14 protein-coding genes are annotated in these 14,712 nt (G+C 64.6%); 4 read left to right on the top strand and 10 right to left on the bottom strand.

Going from position 1 to position 14,712, the window contains the following annotated elements:
• Positions 1-2 precede the first annotated feature (2 nt).
• The 3 genes from AC3WN8_RS05510 to AC3WN8_RS05500 form a co-directional block, all read right to left on the bottom strand.
• A complete protein-coding gene (locus tag AC3WN8_RS05510) occupies positions 3-749 on the bottom strand; it encodes a hypothetical protein (protein ID WP_492668382.1) in 747 nt (248 codons plus the stop codon).
• Positions 746-3,328, bottom strand: a complete 2,583-nt coding sequence (locus AC3WN8_RS05505) for a TonB-dependent receptor (RefSeq protein ID WP_492668381.1) — start codon at positions 3,326-3,328, stop codon at positions 746-748. Before AC3WN8_RS05505 ends, AC3WN8_RS05510 begins: the two co-directional genes overlap by 4 nt.
• Before the next feature lie 136 nt (positions 3,329-3,464).
• Entirely contained in the window at positions 3,465-4,454 is a 990-nt protein-coding gene (locus AC3WN8_RS05500; protein ID WP_492668380.1) for an AraC family transcriptional regulator, read from the bottom strand.
• 119 nt (positions 4,455-4,573) lie between these two features.
• Between AC3WN8_RS05500 and AC3WN8_RS05495 the strand changes: the two genes are divergently transcribed.
• The gene (locus tag AC3WN8_RS05495; protein ID WP_492668379.1) at positions 4,574-4,885 is read left to right on the top strand and encodes a DUF8200 family protein; all 312 of its coding nucleotides are present in this window, start codon (positions 4,574-4,576) and stop codon (positions 4,883-4,885) included.
• Between the two features lie 74 nt (positions 4,886-4,959).
• Here AC3WN8_RS05495 and AC3WN8_RS05490 read toward each other — a convergent pair whose 3' ends face one another.
• Positions 4,960-5,817 (bottom strand): ABC transporter permease, encoded by an 858-nt coding sequence (locus AC3WN8_RS05490; RefSeq protein ID WP_492668378.1) that lies wholly within the window; start codon positions 5,815-5,817, stop codon positions 4,960-4,962.
• Between the two features lie 79 nt (positions 5,818-5,896).
• Between AC3WN8_RS05490 and AC3WN8_RS05485 the strand changes: the two genes are divergently transcribed.
• Positions 5,897-6,568 (top strand): GcrA family cell cycle regulator, encoded by a 672-nt coding sequence (locus AC3WN8_RS05485; RefSeq protein ID WP_492668377.1) that lies wholly within the window; start codon positions 5,897-5,899, stop codon positions 6,566-6,568.
• A 67-nt stretch (positions 6,569-6,635) separates the two neighbouring features.
• Here the strand turns inward: AC3WN8_RS05485 and AC3WN8_RS05480 are convergent, their stop codons facing one another.
• On the bottom strand, positions 6,636-7,472 hold the full coding sequence (locus AC3WN8_RS05480; RefSeq protein ID WP_492668376.1) for an outer membrane protein: 837 nt from the start codon (positions 7,470-7,472) through the stop codon (positions 6,636-6,638).
• A gap of 265 nt (positions 7,473-7,737) precedes the next feature.
• Between AC3WN8_RS05480 and parE the strand changes: the two genes are divergently transcribed.
• On the top strand, positions 7,738-9,717 hold the full coding sequence (gene parE, locus AC3WN8_RS05475) for a DNA topoisomerase IV subunit B (RefSeq protein ID WP_492668438.1): 1,980 nt from the start codon (positions 7,738-7,740) through the stop codon (positions 9,715-9,717).
• A gap of 46 nt (positions 9,718-9,763) precedes the next feature.
• Positions 9,764-11,050: a serine hydrolase gene (locus AC3WN8_RS05470; protein WP_492668375.1), complete on the top strand. Its 1,287-nt coding sequence runs from the start codon at positions 9,764-9,766 to the stop codon at positions 11,048-11,050.
• Between the two features lie 126 nt (positions 11,051-11,176).
• Here the strand turns inward: AC3WN8_RS05470 and AC3WN8_RS05465 are convergent, their stop codons facing one another.
• The 5 genes from AC3WN8_RS05465 to AC3WN8_RS05445 are packed head-to-tail and all read right to left on the bottom strand — an operon-like array spanning position 11,177 to position 14,402.
• Positions 11,177-11,467, bottom strand: coding sequence for a hypothetical protein (locus tag AC3WN8_RS05465; protein WP_492668374.1), 291 nt, complete (start codon positions 11,465-11,467; stop codon positions 11,177-11,179).
• On the bottom strand, positions 11,464-11,985 hold the full coding sequence (locus tag AC3WN8_RS05460; RefSeq protein WP_492668373.1) for a GNAT family N-acetyltransferase: 522 nt from the start codon (positions 11,983-11,985) through the stop codon (positions 11,464-11,466). The genes AC3WN8_RS05465 and AC3WN8_RS05460 overlap by 4 nt, the downstream gene beginning before the upstream one ends.
• Positions 11,982-12,773, bottom strand: a complete 792-nt coding sequence (locus AC3WN8_RS05455) for a LysR family transcriptional regulator (RefSeq protein WP_492668372.1) — start codon at positions 12,771-12,773, stop codon at positions 11,982-11,984. Before AC3WN8_RS05455 ends, AC3WN8_RS05460 begins: the two co-directional genes overlap by 4 nt.
• A gap of 4 nt (positions 12,774-12,777) precedes the next feature.
• Positions 12,778-13,176, bottom strand: a complete 399-nt coding sequence (gene apaG, locus AC3WN8_RS05450) for a Co2+/Mg2+ efflux protein ApaG (protein ID WP_492668437.1) — start codon at positions 13,174-13,176, stop codon at positions 12,778-12,780.
• A 17-nt stretch (positions 13,177-13,193) separates the two neighbouring features.
• Positions 13,194-14,402: a trans-sulfuration enzyme family protein gene (locus AC3WN8_RS05445; RefSeq protein ID WP_492668371.1), complete on the bottom strand. Its 1,209-nt coding sequence runs from the start codon at positions 14,400-14,402 to the stop codon at positions 13,194-13,196.
• Between the last annotated feature and the right edge of the window lie 310 nt (positions 14,403-14,712).

The following is a 14,712-nucleotide window of genomic DNA, read 5'->3' as shown; positions in this document are numbered from 1 at the left end:
GCTCAGCGGGGGACCGCAGGGATCGGCGTCGCGACCATGCGAGCAGCCTTGCGATCGATGCTCCACAGGGTGCGCGGCTGCACCGGATCCCAGTCGATCGCCTGGCCGGGCGTGGGCACCGGCAGGGTCGCGACCAGTTCGAGCCGCGTACCGGCCTCGGGACGCTTCAGCGCATAGATTTCGGGCCGGTCATGGCCGCTGACATAGAGCAGCCCGTCACTGCCCCAGGCCGCGCCCGAACAGCTTTTGGGCGCGAAGCGCTCCAGAACGGCATCGGGGAACAGCCAGGATTCGAGCGGGCGGAATGCGGCATCCATTTTCACCAATGTGGTGTAACGATGGTCGCGGCCAGGCTCACCGCCGCGATCGTCATAATTGGCGAACACCGCCCACCAGGCGCCATCATGCCAGTCGAGCACGGTCAGCGATCCGTACATGCGGCCCAGGCTGTGCGTGCGGATATGGCGCAAAGTCTTCGTATCGAAGATCTCGATACTGCTCGCCATCGGCACGGCCGGATAGTTGGACGCGGCGCAAACCAGTTCCGCCTTCACCACCGCGCAGCTGTTGATGTGCGGGAACAGCGCCGGATCGCCGCGCCAATGCGCCACCCTTTTGCCGCTGCCTTTGTCGTATTTGCCGATCTCCGCATTGTCGATCGCATAGACATGGGCCGGGCCCGCCGCCACGCCCTGCCCGGCTTCGGGCGCGGCGATGGCGGCAAGCGAAAGGAACGCCGCGGCGATCAAAAGCGCACCGACGCGCCGGCATAGAAGGTCCGGCCATAGCGTTCGTTCTGGATGACCCAGTCGCGCCGGTCGCCTTGATATTGGCGGGTCGGCTCGTCGGTCAGATTCTGCGCTTCGAAGAATAATTTGATAGTCTCGGTGATCGCGAAGCTCGCCTTGGCATCCAGACGCCGCAGATCGTCATTATGCTGATCGGTCAGCGCGTTCGCGCCCAGCGAAATCAGCGCACGGCCGGTATGGTGATAGGCGATCGACGCCTCGATCGGCCCCTTCTGGTAGAAAAGCTGCGCGCCATAAAGCAGTTCGGACTGCTCGGGGAACGCCGCGGGATCGGTGCGGCCGGGAATGGTCAGGTCGGAATCGATGAAGGTCACGTTCGCCTCGATCCCGAAACCCGACCAGAAGCCGGGCAGGAAATCGAATTGCTGACGATAGGCCGCTTCCAGCCCGAGGATCTCGGCGCTGTCGCCATTCTGCTTCTGCGAGAAACCGAGCATGGCATAGGTCCGTCCGCCATAGGGCGTGTTCAGCAAGGTGAAGCTGCTGGTATAGACCGGGTTCTTGATGAATTTGGCGAAGACGCCGACCGATACCATGCCGCCCTTGGAGAAATACCATTCGGCGGTCGCGTCGAGCCCGTCGGACACATAGGGTTTGAGCTGCGCATTGCCGAGCGACACCGAGCCGTCAAAGGTGCCGTCGCCATTGTCCTCGTACGAAATCGCGCCGCCCGGGGTCAGATCCGAATAATTGGGCCGTCCGACGCTGCGCGTATAGGCGAAGCGCAGCACCATATCCTCCGCCGGCTCGACGCGGACGATCAGGCTCGGCAGGAAATCGGTGTATTTGCGGCGAGCGGTAACCGGAACGACGCTGGTGCCGTTCTGGAGCTGGAAGCCCTGGATGGTCAGGTCGGTGCGCTCGACGCGCAGGCCGGGCGTGACGGTGATTGCGCCGAAATCGAGATTGGCCATGACATAGCCCGAAGCGATATTCTCATCGAGATCGATGTCGAGCAAAGTCGCATTGGCGAGCGAGGTCGTGGTGTCGAGCACGAAATATTTGGCGTTGGCCGGATCCTTCGTGAAGGCCGCGATCGCATCGGCGCCGATCGTCGGCGTGATCAGATATCCCCGCCCCCGACGCGCATAGGACGTCACCGGATCACCCTGGAGATTGAACTGGCCAAGCGTGAAACGCGTCGCGGCATTGGCGCCACGGGCATAGACCGTGTTGTTCGAATCGAAATCCTTGTCGGTCGCGCGATATTTGCCGCCCAGCTTGATGAAGCTGTTCTGGCCCAGCGCAAGCTTGCGCGTCACGTCGAGCCGGCCGGTCCAGATATATTCGTCGCCGCTTTCGTCCTGCACTGTATATTGGCGGAAACCGAGCCCGGCCGGGGTCAGCGGCGTGCGCGGCGTCGCGGTGAACAGCCTGTCGGAGAAATCGAAATCGACGGTGCCGGGATTGCCGCGGAACTGCCACAGCTCGTTGGGCTCGATCACCCGGTTGTGCGAGCGCGCCAGGCCATAGTCGAAAATCCAGTCGTCGAGTTCGGTCTTGCCGCCGAGCATACCGACCAGCACCGATTTCTCCTTATATTCCAGGCGCAGGTCCGAACGCTGCTCGGTCACGGTGGAAACACCGGTCACGCCGTCGGGATTGAGCGTGACGGTGCCTGCCGCACGCTGGGCGACGGTCGCGAAGTCGAGCCGGTAGCGCTGGCGATATTCGTTCTCGGTGAACTTGCTGTAGAGGCCGCGAACATAGAGCTGGGTGGTGTCGTTCACCCGCCAGTCGAACGATCCGACCGCGCCGATCCGCTCGCGTTCGAGCTGATAGTCGGTGAACTTGGTGTTGATCGGCATGCCGCCACGCTTCGCCCCGGGATATTCGGCCCAATCATCGGGGAAAAGGCCGAAGCTCTGGAAATCGCGCTTCGAATAGGCCGCACCGACCAGGATGCCGAACTGCTCGTCGGCGCCGAAGCGGCCGCCCACACTGACATCGCCGCGGATCGGCGCCTTGTCGTTGAGCGTCTGGTAGCCGACCTGCGCAGTGGCGCTGACGATGAAGGGCTCGCGAAAGTCGAACGCGGTCTGGGTGACGAGATTGACGGTGCCGCCGATCCCCTGCCCGTCGAGATCCGCCGTCTTGGCCTTGGTCACCTCGACGCGGTTGAGCAACTGGCCGGAAACCACATCGAGCGGCAACCGGCGGGTATTGCCGTCGGGATTGCCGAGTTCGAAGCCGTTCACGGTATAATTGTTGAGATCGGACGGAATGCCGCGGATCGCGACATAGCGGCCTTCGCCCTGGTCATATTGCACGCCGACGCCGGGAAGCCGTTCGATCACTTCGGCGACGTTGCGGTCGGGCAACTGGCCGATCTCGTCGGCGGCGGCGACATCGAGGATGGCGATCGCGTCGCGCTTGATCTCGATCGAGCGCTCCTGCTGCGCGCGCTGGCCGGTGACGATAATCTCGTCGGCCGGCTCGCCGCCCGCATCCTGCGCCAGTGCAGGCGCGGCCATCAGCATCGCGAACAGCGAAACGCCGCCCGAAAGAATCATGCGCATTTGGAAACCCCTTTTCAGTCGAGGGGGGCCCTAGGCATGGTCGATTGCGGGATGGTGTTAGTCCGGTTGCGCTTTCATGACGATTTGACGGCAATTGCCGTCACAATGCGACGACGACGTGCAGGTCCGCACGGGATCACGCCGCATCCGCCGCCGGCGCGGCCGATCGCCCATCGGCGCGAGGATGCGGTTCGGCGCGGGGCGGACGGATCGCAGCCTCTCCTGCCGATCGGCGATAGACGCCCGGCGTCACACCGGTTGTCCGTTTGAAAGCTTTCGAAAAAGCCGATTCATTCTCATAGCCGATGCGGTGCGCCACCTCGGCGACAGAGCCCTGTTTCCGGCGCAGCATCGTGCCCGCGCGGAACATGCGCCAACGGGTGACATAATCGAGCGGGGTCAATCCGACGCGCTCGCGGAACCGCGCGGCAAAGGCGGAACGCGACATGCCCGCAATCCCCGCCAGTTCCTCCACCGTCCAGCCATGTTCGACCGAGGCGTGGATCGCGCTGAACACCGGCGCCAGCCGGGCATCGCCCAGCGCGCCGAGCCAGCCGCCGGCCTCGTCCCCCGCGCTCTGCGCATAGGCGCGGATCGCCTGAATGAAGAGGATGTCGGCCAACCGGCTGACGACGATCGAGGTGCCCAGTTCGCGCCGCCCGGTCTCGATCGCGAAAAGCTGCAGGATGGTCTGGATCATCTGCGAACGATCATCGTCCATCCGCGTCAGGATCAGTTCGGGCATCAGATCGAACAATGGTTTCGCGCCGAGCGTGTCGAACATGAACCAGCCGGTGACCACTGTTGCCGGCTCCCCGCCACCGCCGAGCCGCACGACATGATGGCTGTGCTCGCGCAGGGCATCGAAACAGAAGCGGGTCGGGGAATCGAGCCGGTCCTGCAGCGCATATTGCGCACCGTGCGCGATGACATAGCAATCGCCCGCGGTCAGCGCGATCGGCTCGCCACCATCGACCGTCAGCCAGCAGCCGCCGCGCACGACCAGACCGAAGCGTGCCGCGCGACCGCGCACGAACGCCACGCCCCAGGGCGCACTCCCCTCGATCCGGCAATAGAGCGCGGTATGTGTCCGCATCGCGCCGAACACGTCGTCAATCGCATCCATCGAACCACTCCTGGACGATTGGCAATGAAACACGGGTTTATACCCATAGATCATCCATCATCGCAAGCGTATTGCCGGGTTTATCCATTGCCTTGACCCGCAATCCTGGGAGTTCTCCGATGCAACGCCTCGCTTCTATATCCCTTCCCCTGCTGGCCCTTTTGTCGACGCCGGCTTTCGCGGCACCAGCCACGGGTGTGGCGACGCTCGGCGGCGGCGCGCTGCCCGCGCAGGTCGTGATCGATGGCAAGCTGTGGCGCTGTGCCGACGGGAAATGCCAGGGTCCGGCCGAGCTGCGCCGCGTCGCGGTCGAGCGCGCCTGCAAGGATCTGGCGCGCAAGGTAGGCGCGGTCGAATCGCTCGCGGTCGGCGGGATGACGCTCGGCAGCGAACAACTCACCGCCTGCAACAAGGACGCCAAGGCTTCCTGATCGGCGGCAATCGAACAAGCCGCCATTCGGGTCAGGCCGTTCGCAGCAAGGCATCACCCGAATGGCGGCCCGTTCTAGCTTTTGATCTTCCAGCCCGACCGCAGCAGCGCATAGCAAAGCGCGCCGAGCGCGGCGTTGAGCCCAAGCAGCAGCAACGCACCGAACAGGATCGGCGAATCGGCTTCGCTCAGAAAGCCGTAGCGAAAGCCCGAGATGATGTAGAAGAACGGATTGGCGTGGCTGATCCCCTGGAACAGCGGCGCCAGACGGTCGACCGAATAGAAAGTGCCCGACAGCAGCGACAGCGGCGCGACCACGAAATTGGTGACAGCGGCGGCATGATCGAACTTCTCGGCCCAGATCGAGGTCAGCACGCCGAGCAGCGCCAGGAACAGCGAGCCCATCAAGCCGAACCAAAGGATCGCCCAGGGATGGCTGGGCGTGACGTGGACGCCCGGCCACAGGGCCATTGCCCCCCAGACCGCAAGTCCCACCAGCACGGCGCGCGTGACCGCGCCCCCGCACAAAGCGGCAAGCAGTTCGCTCGTCGACAGCGGCGGCATCAGATAATCGACGATCGTTCCCTGGATCTTGCCGACCAGCAGGGAGAAGCTGGAATTGGCGAACGCGTTCTGCATCATCCCCATGATGATCAGGCCCGGCGCGATGAAATCGGGAAAGGGAACCCCCATCACCGTGCGGCCCGAACCGCCCAGTGCGACCGAAAAAATCACCAGAAACAGCAAGGTCGTGATGGCCGGCGCCCAGATCGTCTGGAGCTGGACCTTGAAGAAACGCCGCACCTCCTTGATATAGAGGGCACGCAGTCCACCCCAGTTCACGTTGCGGATCAGCGGTACGCCAGGCTCGCGGCCCATCACGGGCGCGAACCCGCCGGCCGACTCCGCCGTTGAATCAGGGTGGTCGTTCATCGCTTGATCGCCTATCGGCTTCGCATTCAGCCCGCAAGCCGGACGACACGGGCGAGAGATTTGATTTTGAGGAGCATCCATGGCCTGGACCGACGAACGCATCGACCAGCTCAAGACCATGTGGGAAGGCGGCATGACCGCGAGCCAGATCGCAGTGGAGCTGGGCGGTGTCAGCCGCAACGCCGTCATCGGCAAGGCGCACCGACTGGGCCTCCAGTCGCGCCCTTCGCCCGTCAAGGAAAAGGACGGCAGCCAGCCGGCCAAAAAGCCCGCCGCGCCCCGAAAGGTGGAAGCGACGCCGCAACCCGCTGCGCCACCGCCCCCGCGTCCGGCACCCGCCCCGCGCCCGCCGGTCACGGCAGCGGCGCCCTCCGCATCCACCACATCCGCCCCGACACTGCCGGCATCCAATGAACCGGTGCTACGGTCGATCGGCCCCGGCGGCTTCCTGCGCCAGGGCCCCGGAGATCAGCAGGCACCGATTCCGCCCGCCCCGCCGCGCCGGCTGGTTCCGGCAAAGCCGAGCGCCGAGGTTGCGGGAAAGACCAGCCTGCTCGAGCTCAATGACAAGATCTGCAAATGGCCGATGGGCCATCCCGGCGAGCCCGATTTCCATTTTTGCGGCGTCCAGGTGAACCCGGGCTTCCCCTATTGCGTCCAGCATTGCGGCCAGGCCTATCAGGCGCAGCTGCCGCGCCGCGATCGCCGTCCGCCACCGCCATTGCCCTTTGGCGGTCCGCGGGTGCGCTGAATTCAGACCCTGAACAAAAAAAGGCCGGCGAAAACGCCGGCCTTTTTCTTTGCACCCCGGCAAACCCTCAGAAACGGAACGACGCTGTAGCGCGAATGCTGTGATAGCGGAACTTGTCGTCGCTGCGACGCATGTCGGTACCGCTCGAATTCACCAGCAGGAACGGGTTGGTCGCCGGCGCGGTGCCGGGCCCGGCACGAACCGTATAATCGTCATCGTTCAGGTTGGTGAACAGATATTGCAGGCCCACGGAGAAGTGCGAGCCGAGCTTCTGATCGACGCCGCCACCCGCACTCCAGCCATAGGCATCGGAATTGCCGTTACCGGTAAAGCTGTTCGCGGTGTTGGTGGTGGTGAAGCGATTGCGGATCTTGCCGTAAGCGCCGCCACCCGTGGCGTAGAACAGCGTCTTGCCATTGGGCGTATAGCCCGCACGCAGGCGCAGGCCGGCGCTATATTTCAGGGTACGGCTGAACGTATAGGATGCCGGCGTCGTGCTGAATGCGCTGGTGCTGTCGCGAATATCGTTCTTGCCGAACTCGCCGACCGCACCGATCACGAAATTGCCCATCTGCTTGTCGAAACCGACATGGCCGAAATATTCGATTCCGTCCTTGTCGTTGCGACAGCCCGAGGTCGGGGCCGTGCCATCGGCCGCACCGCCGCAAAAACCGGGCGAGAAGGCATTGGCGCCGCCAGAGGTGTTGACGTTGTTGTCGAAATCCCCATCCTGATTGGTGTCGAACAGCACCGACGATCCCTGATCGTTCGACTGGACGGTCGCGCCGACCGAGCCGCCGACATAGAAACCCGTCCAACTGTCTTCGGTGGTTTGGGCAAAGGCGGGCGCGGCCGAAGCCGCCGCGGCGAGGACCACCACGGCGGAAAGAAACTGGGTACGCATACGCTACTCCTTACAGGCTTAAAGCCCCACCCAAACGCGTGCAGCGCAGCAATTGATCCCGGCCCGATCGATCTTTATCAAAACGTTGCAGATTTGCCACAATCGTGCTCGATCGTTTCCATTATCGGCCTGATCCGACAACCCGGGCGACGAGGAAAAGTGGATCGATCGAAATCAGGATCGCGACGGCCCGAGACGAGGCAAGCGTCGTCAAAGGGAGCGACGGCGGCTTGCCAGCGGGACTCTGCTCCATCATAGCTGCATGATGTCCGACGATCTGTTCGCTTCCGTTTCCCAGACCACCGGCAATTACGACGCCTCCTCGATCGAGGTCCTGGAGGGGCTGGAGCCTGTCCGCAGGCGCCCCGGCATGTATGTCGGCGGCACCGACGAACGCGCGCTCCATCACCTGGCCGCCGAAGTGCTCGACAATGCCATGGACGAGGCTGTAGCCGGCCACGCCACGCGGATCGAGGTGACGCTGGAGCCGGGCAACCGGCTGACCATCACCGACAATGGCCGCGGCATCCCGGTCGACCCCCATCCCAAATTCCCGGGCAAATCGGCGCTGGAGGTCATCATGACCACGCTGCACTCGGGCGGAAAATTCGCGGGCAAGGCCTATGCGACGTCCGGCGGTCTGCACGGCGTCGGCGTCTCGGTCGTCAATGCGCTCTCGGCGGAAACGACCGTGGAAGTCGCTCTCAACAAGGAAGTGTTTCGCCAGCGTTTCGCCAGGGGACTGGCGATGACGCCGCTGGAAAAGCTGGGGCCGACGCAGAATCGACGCGGCACCAGCGTGTCCTTCGTGCCGGACGAGGAGATTTTCGGCGATATCCTCCAATTCAAGCCGCAGCGGCTCTACCGGCTCGCACGGTCGAAGGCCTATCTGTTCGCGGGTGTCGAGATCCGCTGGAAATGTTCGCCCGAACTGATCGGCGACGACACGCCGGCCGAGGCCAATTTTCAGTTCCCCGGCGGTCTGGCCGATCATTTGCGCGAGCAGTTGGGCGGTCGCGAATGCGCCACCAGCGATTTCTTCGCAGGCGCTCAGAATTTCCCCGACAGCCAGGGCCGCGTCGAATGGGCCGTCGCCTGGCCGCTCTGGTCCGAAGGCAGCTATAGCTGGTATTGCAACACCATCCCGACCCCCGATGGCGGCACGCACGAAGCGGGGCTGCGCGCCGCGCTCGTCCGCGGCATCCGCGCCTTCGGTGAGCTGATCGGGCAGAAAAAGGCCAAGGACATCACGGCCGAGGACGTGATGACCGGTTCGGAGCTGATGCTCTCGGTCTTCATCCGCGAACCCCAGTTCCAGAGCCAGACCAAGGACCGGCTGACCTCGCCCGAAGCGGCCACCCTGGTCGAACGTGCGGTGCGCGACCATTTCGATCATTTCCTCGCCGACAATATGGACCGCGGCAAGGCGCTGCTCGGTTTCGTGCTCGAGCGGATGGACGATCGCCTCCGCCGCAAGGCCGAGCGCGACGTGAAGCGCAAGACCGCGACGTCGGCGCGCAAGCTCCGCCTGCCGGGCAAGCTCACCGACTGTTCGGCCGACGATCCGGCCGGCACCGAGATCTTCATCGTCGAGGGCGACAGCGCCGGCGGCAGCGCCAAGCAGGCGCGCGACCGCAAGACCCAGGCGATCCTGCCGATTCGCGGCAAGATCCTGAACGTGGCATCGGCCAACAGCGCCAAGATCGGGGCCAATCAGGAGATTGCGGATCTCGCCCAGGCACTGGGATGCGGCATGCGCGAGAAATGCGTGCCCGACAATCTACGCTATGAGCGCATCGTGATCATGACCGACGCCGATGTCGACGGCGCGCATATCGCCACCTTGCTGATGACCTTCTTCTTCCAGGAAATGCCCGACCTCGTTCGCCGCGGCCATCTCTATCTCGCCCAACCGCCGCTCTACCGGCTCGTGTCGGGCAGCAAGAGCGCCTATGCGCGTGACGACGCGCACCGCGCCGAACTGGAAACCACCGAGTTCAAGGGCAAGAAGGTCGAGGTCAGCCGCTTCAAGGGGCTTGGCGAAATGAACCCGCAGCAATTGCGCGAAACCACGATGGATCCCAAGACGCGCAGCATGATCCGCATCACCCTGCCACAGGAATATGAGGAACGCGCGCAGGTCCGCGATCTCGTCGACCGGCTTATGGGCAAGAATCCCGAGCACCGCTTCCAGTTCATCCAGGAAAATGCAGCGCAGGTCGACGAAGAGGTGATCGACGCCTGAGCGACATATTTGTCGCTGGAGCGACGGAGAGTCCGGACACGGTGCAATGCGGATACTGACCACCCTTCTGCTGCTCCTTGCATCCCTGCTGCCGTCCAATGCATATGCACAGGCGGATCTCGATACCGCCCTCCGCCAGCGCGCCGCCGAACTTCCCGCGATCCTGAACGGTCGCGCGGATGCGGGCGACTATCTGACCCCCGGCTTTTTCGCCGACGTGCCGATGGCGCGCTTCACCGCGATCACCCGCAGCCTGATCGAACAGAATGGCCCGGTGCTGCGCGTGCAGAAGGTGACGCCCGACGGTTCAGGCAGCGGCAGCGTCGAGGTCGGTTACGAACGGGCGGTGGTCACGATCCGTCTCGTCGTCGAGCCCGACCCGCCACATCGCGTCTCCGGATTTCTCGTCACCGGCAGCCAGGCGCGCGCCGACAGCCTCGCCAGGCTGCTCGACGATGTGAAGGCGCTGCCCGGCATCAGCGCCTTCGCGATCGCCGAACTCGGCGACGGCGCACCACGCTGGATCTTCGAGCACAACCGCGACACCCAGATGGCGGTCGGATCGGCGTACAAGCTCTACATATTGGGTGAGCTCGCGCGTCAGATCGCAGTGGGCGAGCATCGCTGGGACGAAGTGGCCTCACTCGGCCCCGCGTCGCTGCCGTCGGGCATCACCCAGCGCTGGCCCAAGGCGTCGCCGATGACAGTGCACAGCCTGGCGACACTGATGATCTCGATCAGCGACAACACCGCGACCGACACGCTGCTCGACATTGCCGGGCGCGACAGGGTCGGCGCGTTCCTGCGCGAGTCCGGCCATGCCGCACCGGACAGGACACTGCCGATCCTCAAGACCGCCGAGGCCTTCTCGCTCAAGATGCCGGCCAATGCGGCCCTGCGCGAACGCTGGGCGAAAGGCGATGTCGCCCAACGCACGCAATTGCTGACGCAGGCGTCGGCGGATCTGGTGATCGAGCGGATCGACTTCGCCAAGCTCGGCAGCATGCCGCTGCATATCGATACGGTCGAATGGTTCGCCTCACCCAGTGATCTCACAACGATATTCGATCGGCTGCGCAAGAGCGCGGGTCCGGAGGCGATGGCGATCCTCGGCGTCAGCCCGGGCGTCGACGCGCTCACCGCCGCGCGTTTCGACTATATCGGCTTCAAGGGCGGATCGGAGGCAGGGGTGATCTCGCTCAACTATCTGCTGCGCGACAAAAGGGGCCGCTGGTTCGCGGTGACCGGCGCCTGGAACAATCCGGCAAGGGACGTCGACAGTCCGCGCTTCAACGGCCTGATGGTGCGTGCGCTGGCATTGGTGGGGCGCTAGATTCTTGTCACCCTGAACTCGTTTCAGGGTCCATGTCGAAACCGACGCGATGGTGCAGGCTGCCGCATAGATGCTGAAACAAGTTCAGCATGACGATGTGAGTATAAAGGACCACCGAGGCTCGCCTTAAATCCGGCCTTCATCCTCATCCGGCTTGTTCATCCGGAGCTGGTGATAGAGCGAGCGCCGCGCCATGGCGAAGATCATCAATCCGCCGCCCGCCGCGATCGCCAGGATCGCGCCGAGCCGCCACATTGATGGATCGTCGACACGCTTGCTTGCCAGCGCCAGAACGGCGCCGATCGACGCGAGCGCGATCCCCGAAAAGCGCGTCTTGCGCGCGATGGCGCGCAGTTCGTGCCGATAGGCCGCGCGCTCGGCGGGATCGGACAGATTCGGCGGCGGACGGCCGGTCATCGCCATTCGGCAGCGAGCATCCCGAAGATCAGGCTGTCGCGAATACCGATATGCGTCTCCCACTCGGCACGCAAATGGCCCTCGCGCTGGAAGCCGAGCTGTTCGAGGATGCGAACCGAGCCGAAATTATCGGGGTCGCAGTCCGCGAAGATCCGGCGCAGCCGGAGCGAGCGGAAACCATGATCGACCACCGTCGCCACGGCTTCGCGCGCATAACCGCGTCCCCAGCAGTCGCGACGCAGGATATAGCCGAGTTCGCGGACCCCGTCGCGATGCTCGCCCAGCACCACCCAGCCCAGCGCTTCACCGCCCGTCTCCGTCAGGGCCCAGCTCAGCCAGCGATCCTGTTCGGCATTGCCGACGACATAATCGCGGGTTTCCTCCAGCGTGTCGTGCGGCGGGCTCGACCAGTAACGCATCGTCTGATCGTCGCTGAACACCGCATGCATGGCAACGGAATCGCTCTCGACGAGCGGGCGCAGGACGAGCCTTTCGCTTTTCAATGTCGGAAGCGTCATTGCCCCGAAAGCGCCGCGACCAGCGCCTTCACTTTCTTCTGCCGCCATTGCGGCAAGGGTGCGATCAACCAATAGGCAAGCGGCGAAGGCCGGATCTCGCCAAGAGCGGCGACGCGTCCCGAGGCGATATCGCCCGCGGCGAGCAGGCCGGGAACGCAGGCGCGACCGAAACCGCTGGCCGCCGCATCGATCGCCAGGCCCGCATCGGCGACGCTGACCTGCGCGGCGTCCGCATCGGCGGGGCATCCGGGCCATGAGATGCGTGCATCGGCGCCGTTCGCGGCGGTCACGGTGACGAAGCTGCCCTCGGCCAGCGCGACACCCTCATTCTCGCCGGGGCCCTGCGCCAGACGGATGGCGAGATCGAGATTGGCCTCGGTGAAATCGAGATCGCCCTCCGCCGCGATCAGCGTGAAGCGGATTTCCGGATCGCCACGGCCATAATCGGCCAGCCGCGGCGCAAGCCATTTCGCGGTGAAATCGCGCGGGGCCGCAATGGTGAGCGATTTGCTGCTCTGCCCCGCCTGCATCGCGCGGACCGATTCCTCGAACTGGAGAAAACCGGCGCGCAGCGCATCCAGGCCGGCATCACCCTCCGGCGTCAGTTCAAGGCCCTTGGCAGTGCGGCGGAACAGCACGACGCCGAGCGTATCCTCCAGCGCGCGGATCTGCTGGCCGACCGCCGCGGGCGTCACCGCCAGTTCGTCGGCCGCGCGCGTGAAGCTCAGATGGCGAGCCGCAGCATCGAGGACACGCAGGCCGTTGAGGGGAAGATGGGTCCGCTTCATGCCGTCACTCCGCCCCGACAGGTGCCAGCAGCGGGAAACGCGGGATCTTCACGTCGAAACCCGATCCATCCTCGCCGATCATATGATAGCTGCCCTGCATCGAACCGCTCGGCGTGCTGAGCGGGCAACCGGAAACATAGTCGTAAGCCGCACCGGGCGCGATCACCGGCTGTTCGCCGACCACGCCCTCACCCTCGACCGAATGGCGCGCGCCGCGGCCGTCGGTGATCACCCAATGCCGGGCGAGGAGCTGGACGGCGGCATCGCCGCCATTCTCGATGCGGATATGATAGGCCCAGAACCAGCGCCCGCGCTCGGGCTCCGACTGTTCGGGCAGATAGCTGACCGACACCCGCACGGTGACGCCGCGCGTCGTTTCCGCGTACGGAAACAGCGCGTTCATCGAGCGGGAGGGCGTGTTCACAGCCCGACCGCGCTGAGTGCCTGGTCGAAATCCTCGAACAGGTCGTCGGGATCCTCCAGGCCGACGTTCAGGCGCAGCATGCCTTCCTCGACGCCCATCTCCGCGCGCACTTCGGCGGACAGGCCGGCATGGGTGGTCGAGCATGGATGCGTCATCAGGCTGCGCGAATCGCCGATATTGTTCGAGATGTCGACCAGCTTGAGCGCATCGAGCAAACCGTGCGCCTGGGTGCGGCCGCCGTCGAGATAGATCGAGAAGATCGGGCCGCAGGCCTTCATCTGGCTCATCGCCAGATTGTGCTGCGGGTGGCTGGGCAGGCCGGGATGGAGGATGCGCGGCACGCGCCCCTCGAGGAAGCGGCCGACCTTCAGCGCATTCTCGCTCTGGCGATGGATGCGCAGGTCGAGCGTCTCAAGCCCCTTGAGCACGACCCAGGCGTTGAACGCCGACAGCGTCGGCCCGGTGTTGCGCGTGAACGGCAGCAGCACATCGTCGATAAAAGCGCGCGTTCCGCAGACCGCGCCGGCCAGCACCCGCCCCTGCCCGTCCATCATCTTGGTCGCCGAATAGGCGACGACATCGGCACCGAAGTCCATCGGCCGCTGCAGCACCGGCGTTGCAAAGGCATTGTCGACGACGGTGGTGATGCCGTGTTCGCGCGCGATGCCGCACACCGCCGCCATGTCGACGATGTCCATCGTCGGATTGGCCGGCGTCTCGAAGAAGAAGACCTTGGTATTGGACTGGATCGCATCGCGCCACGCATCGGTGTCGCGACCGTCGATGATCGTCGACGAGATCCCGAAGCGCGGCATCAACGAGTCGGTGAGCCAGCGGCACGATCCGAACGCGGCGCGACCCGCGACGACATGGTCGCCCTGGCTGAGCTGACACAGCAACGCCGCGGTCATCGCCGCCATGCCCGAAGCCTGGCAACGCGCCGCTTCGGCGCCTTCGAGCAGCGCAATGCGCTGTTCGAGCATGTCGACGGTCGGATTCTGCAGCCGGCTATAGGTCATGCCCTGCTGCTCGCCGGCAAAGCGCGCCGCCGCGTCGCCCGCGCAGTCATAGGCATAGCCGGAGGTCAGGAAGAGCGCCTCGCTGGTCTCCCCCCATTCCGAACGCGCGGTTCCGCCGCGCACGGCCTGCGTCGCGGGACGCCATGTTTCGGTGATCGAACGATCCTGGCCGGTATGTCTTTTCATCGCGGGCCGCTTTGCAGCGGGGAGGCGGGCTGCGTCAATGCGCGATGCACGATGGGAGAGGTCCCTGAAATACAAAACCCCGCCGGGCGGATTGCCGGGCGGGGCTTCGAAGGGGCTTACGCGGCGAAGACTACGCCGATCGCAAGCGCCTGAGTGGCGAGTACCAGCACGAGGCTGATCGCCGTTTCGAACGACTTCATTTCATTTCTCCTGCGAAACCCGACCGAACGGACGAAAATGCTGCGCATTTCCGCCGAAGAAGGGTCAGGCTTGCTTTTCCCTGCGAATAGCGGACCTTGCCGCTCACCAC

The sequence above is a fragment of the Sphingobium sp. FW305-3-2-15-F-TSA7 genome (assembly GCF_058787155.1).
The sequence above is the reverse complement of the archived record's forward strand: the minus strand, read 5'-3'. Positions and strand labels throughout refer to the sequence as shown.

Bases quoted from the DNA above. Each gene is read 5' to 3' on its own strand.
- AC3WN8_RS05465 (WP_492668374.1), bottom strand. From the start codon at position 11,467: ATGACCGGCCGTCCGCCGCCGAATCTGTCCGATCCCGCCGAGCGCGCG.
- AC3WN8_RS05495 (WP_492668379.1), top strand. From the start codon at position 4,574: ATGCAACGCCTCGCTTCTATATCCCTTCCCCTGCTGGCCCTTTTGTCG.
- AC3WN8_RS05445 (WP_492668371.1), bottom strand. From the start codon at position 14,402: ATGAAAAGACATACCGGCCAGGATCGTTCGATCACCGAAACATGGCGT.
- AC3WN8_RS05490 (WP_492668378.1), bottom strand. From the start codon at position 5,817: ATGAACGACCACCCTGATTCAACGGCGGAGTCGGCCGGCGGGTTCGCG.
- AC3WN8_RS05460 (WP_492668373.1), bottom strand. From the start codon at position 11,985: ATGACGCTTCCGACATTGAAAAGCGAAAGGCTCGTCCTGCGCCCGCTC.
- AC3WN8_RS05505 (WP_492668381.1), bottom strand. From the start codon at position 3,328: ATGCGCATGATTCTTTCGGGCGGCGTTTCGCTGTTCGCGATGCTGATG.
- AC3WN8_RS05470 (WP_492668375.1), top strand. From the start codon at position 9,764: ATGCGGATACTGACCACCCTTCTGCTGCTCCTTGCATCCCTGCTGCCG.
- AC3WN8_RS05455 (WP_492668372.1), bottom strand. From the start codon at position 12,773: ATGAAGCGGACCCATCTTCCCCTCAACGGCCTGCGTGTCCTCGATGCT.
- parE (WP_492668438.1), top strand. From the start codon at position 7,738: ATGTCCGACGATCTGTTCGCTTCCGTTTCCCAGACCACCGGCAATTAC.
- AC3WN8_RS05480 (WP_492668376.1), bottom strand. From the start codon at position 7,472: ATGCGTACCCAGTTTCTTTCCGCCGTGGTGGTCCTCGCCGCGGCGGCT.
- AC3WN8_RS05500 (WP_492668380.1), bottom strand. From the start codon at position 4,454: ATGGATGCGATTGACGACGTGTTCGGCGCGATGCGGACACATACCGCG.
- apaG (WP_492668437.1), bottom strand. From the start codon at position 13,176: ATGAACGCGCTGTTTCCGTACGCGGAAACGACGCGCGGCGTCACCGTG.
- AC3WN8_RS05485 (WP_492668377.1), top strand. From the start codon at position 5,897: ATGGCCTGGACCGACGAACGCATCGACCAGCTCAAGACCATGTGGGAA.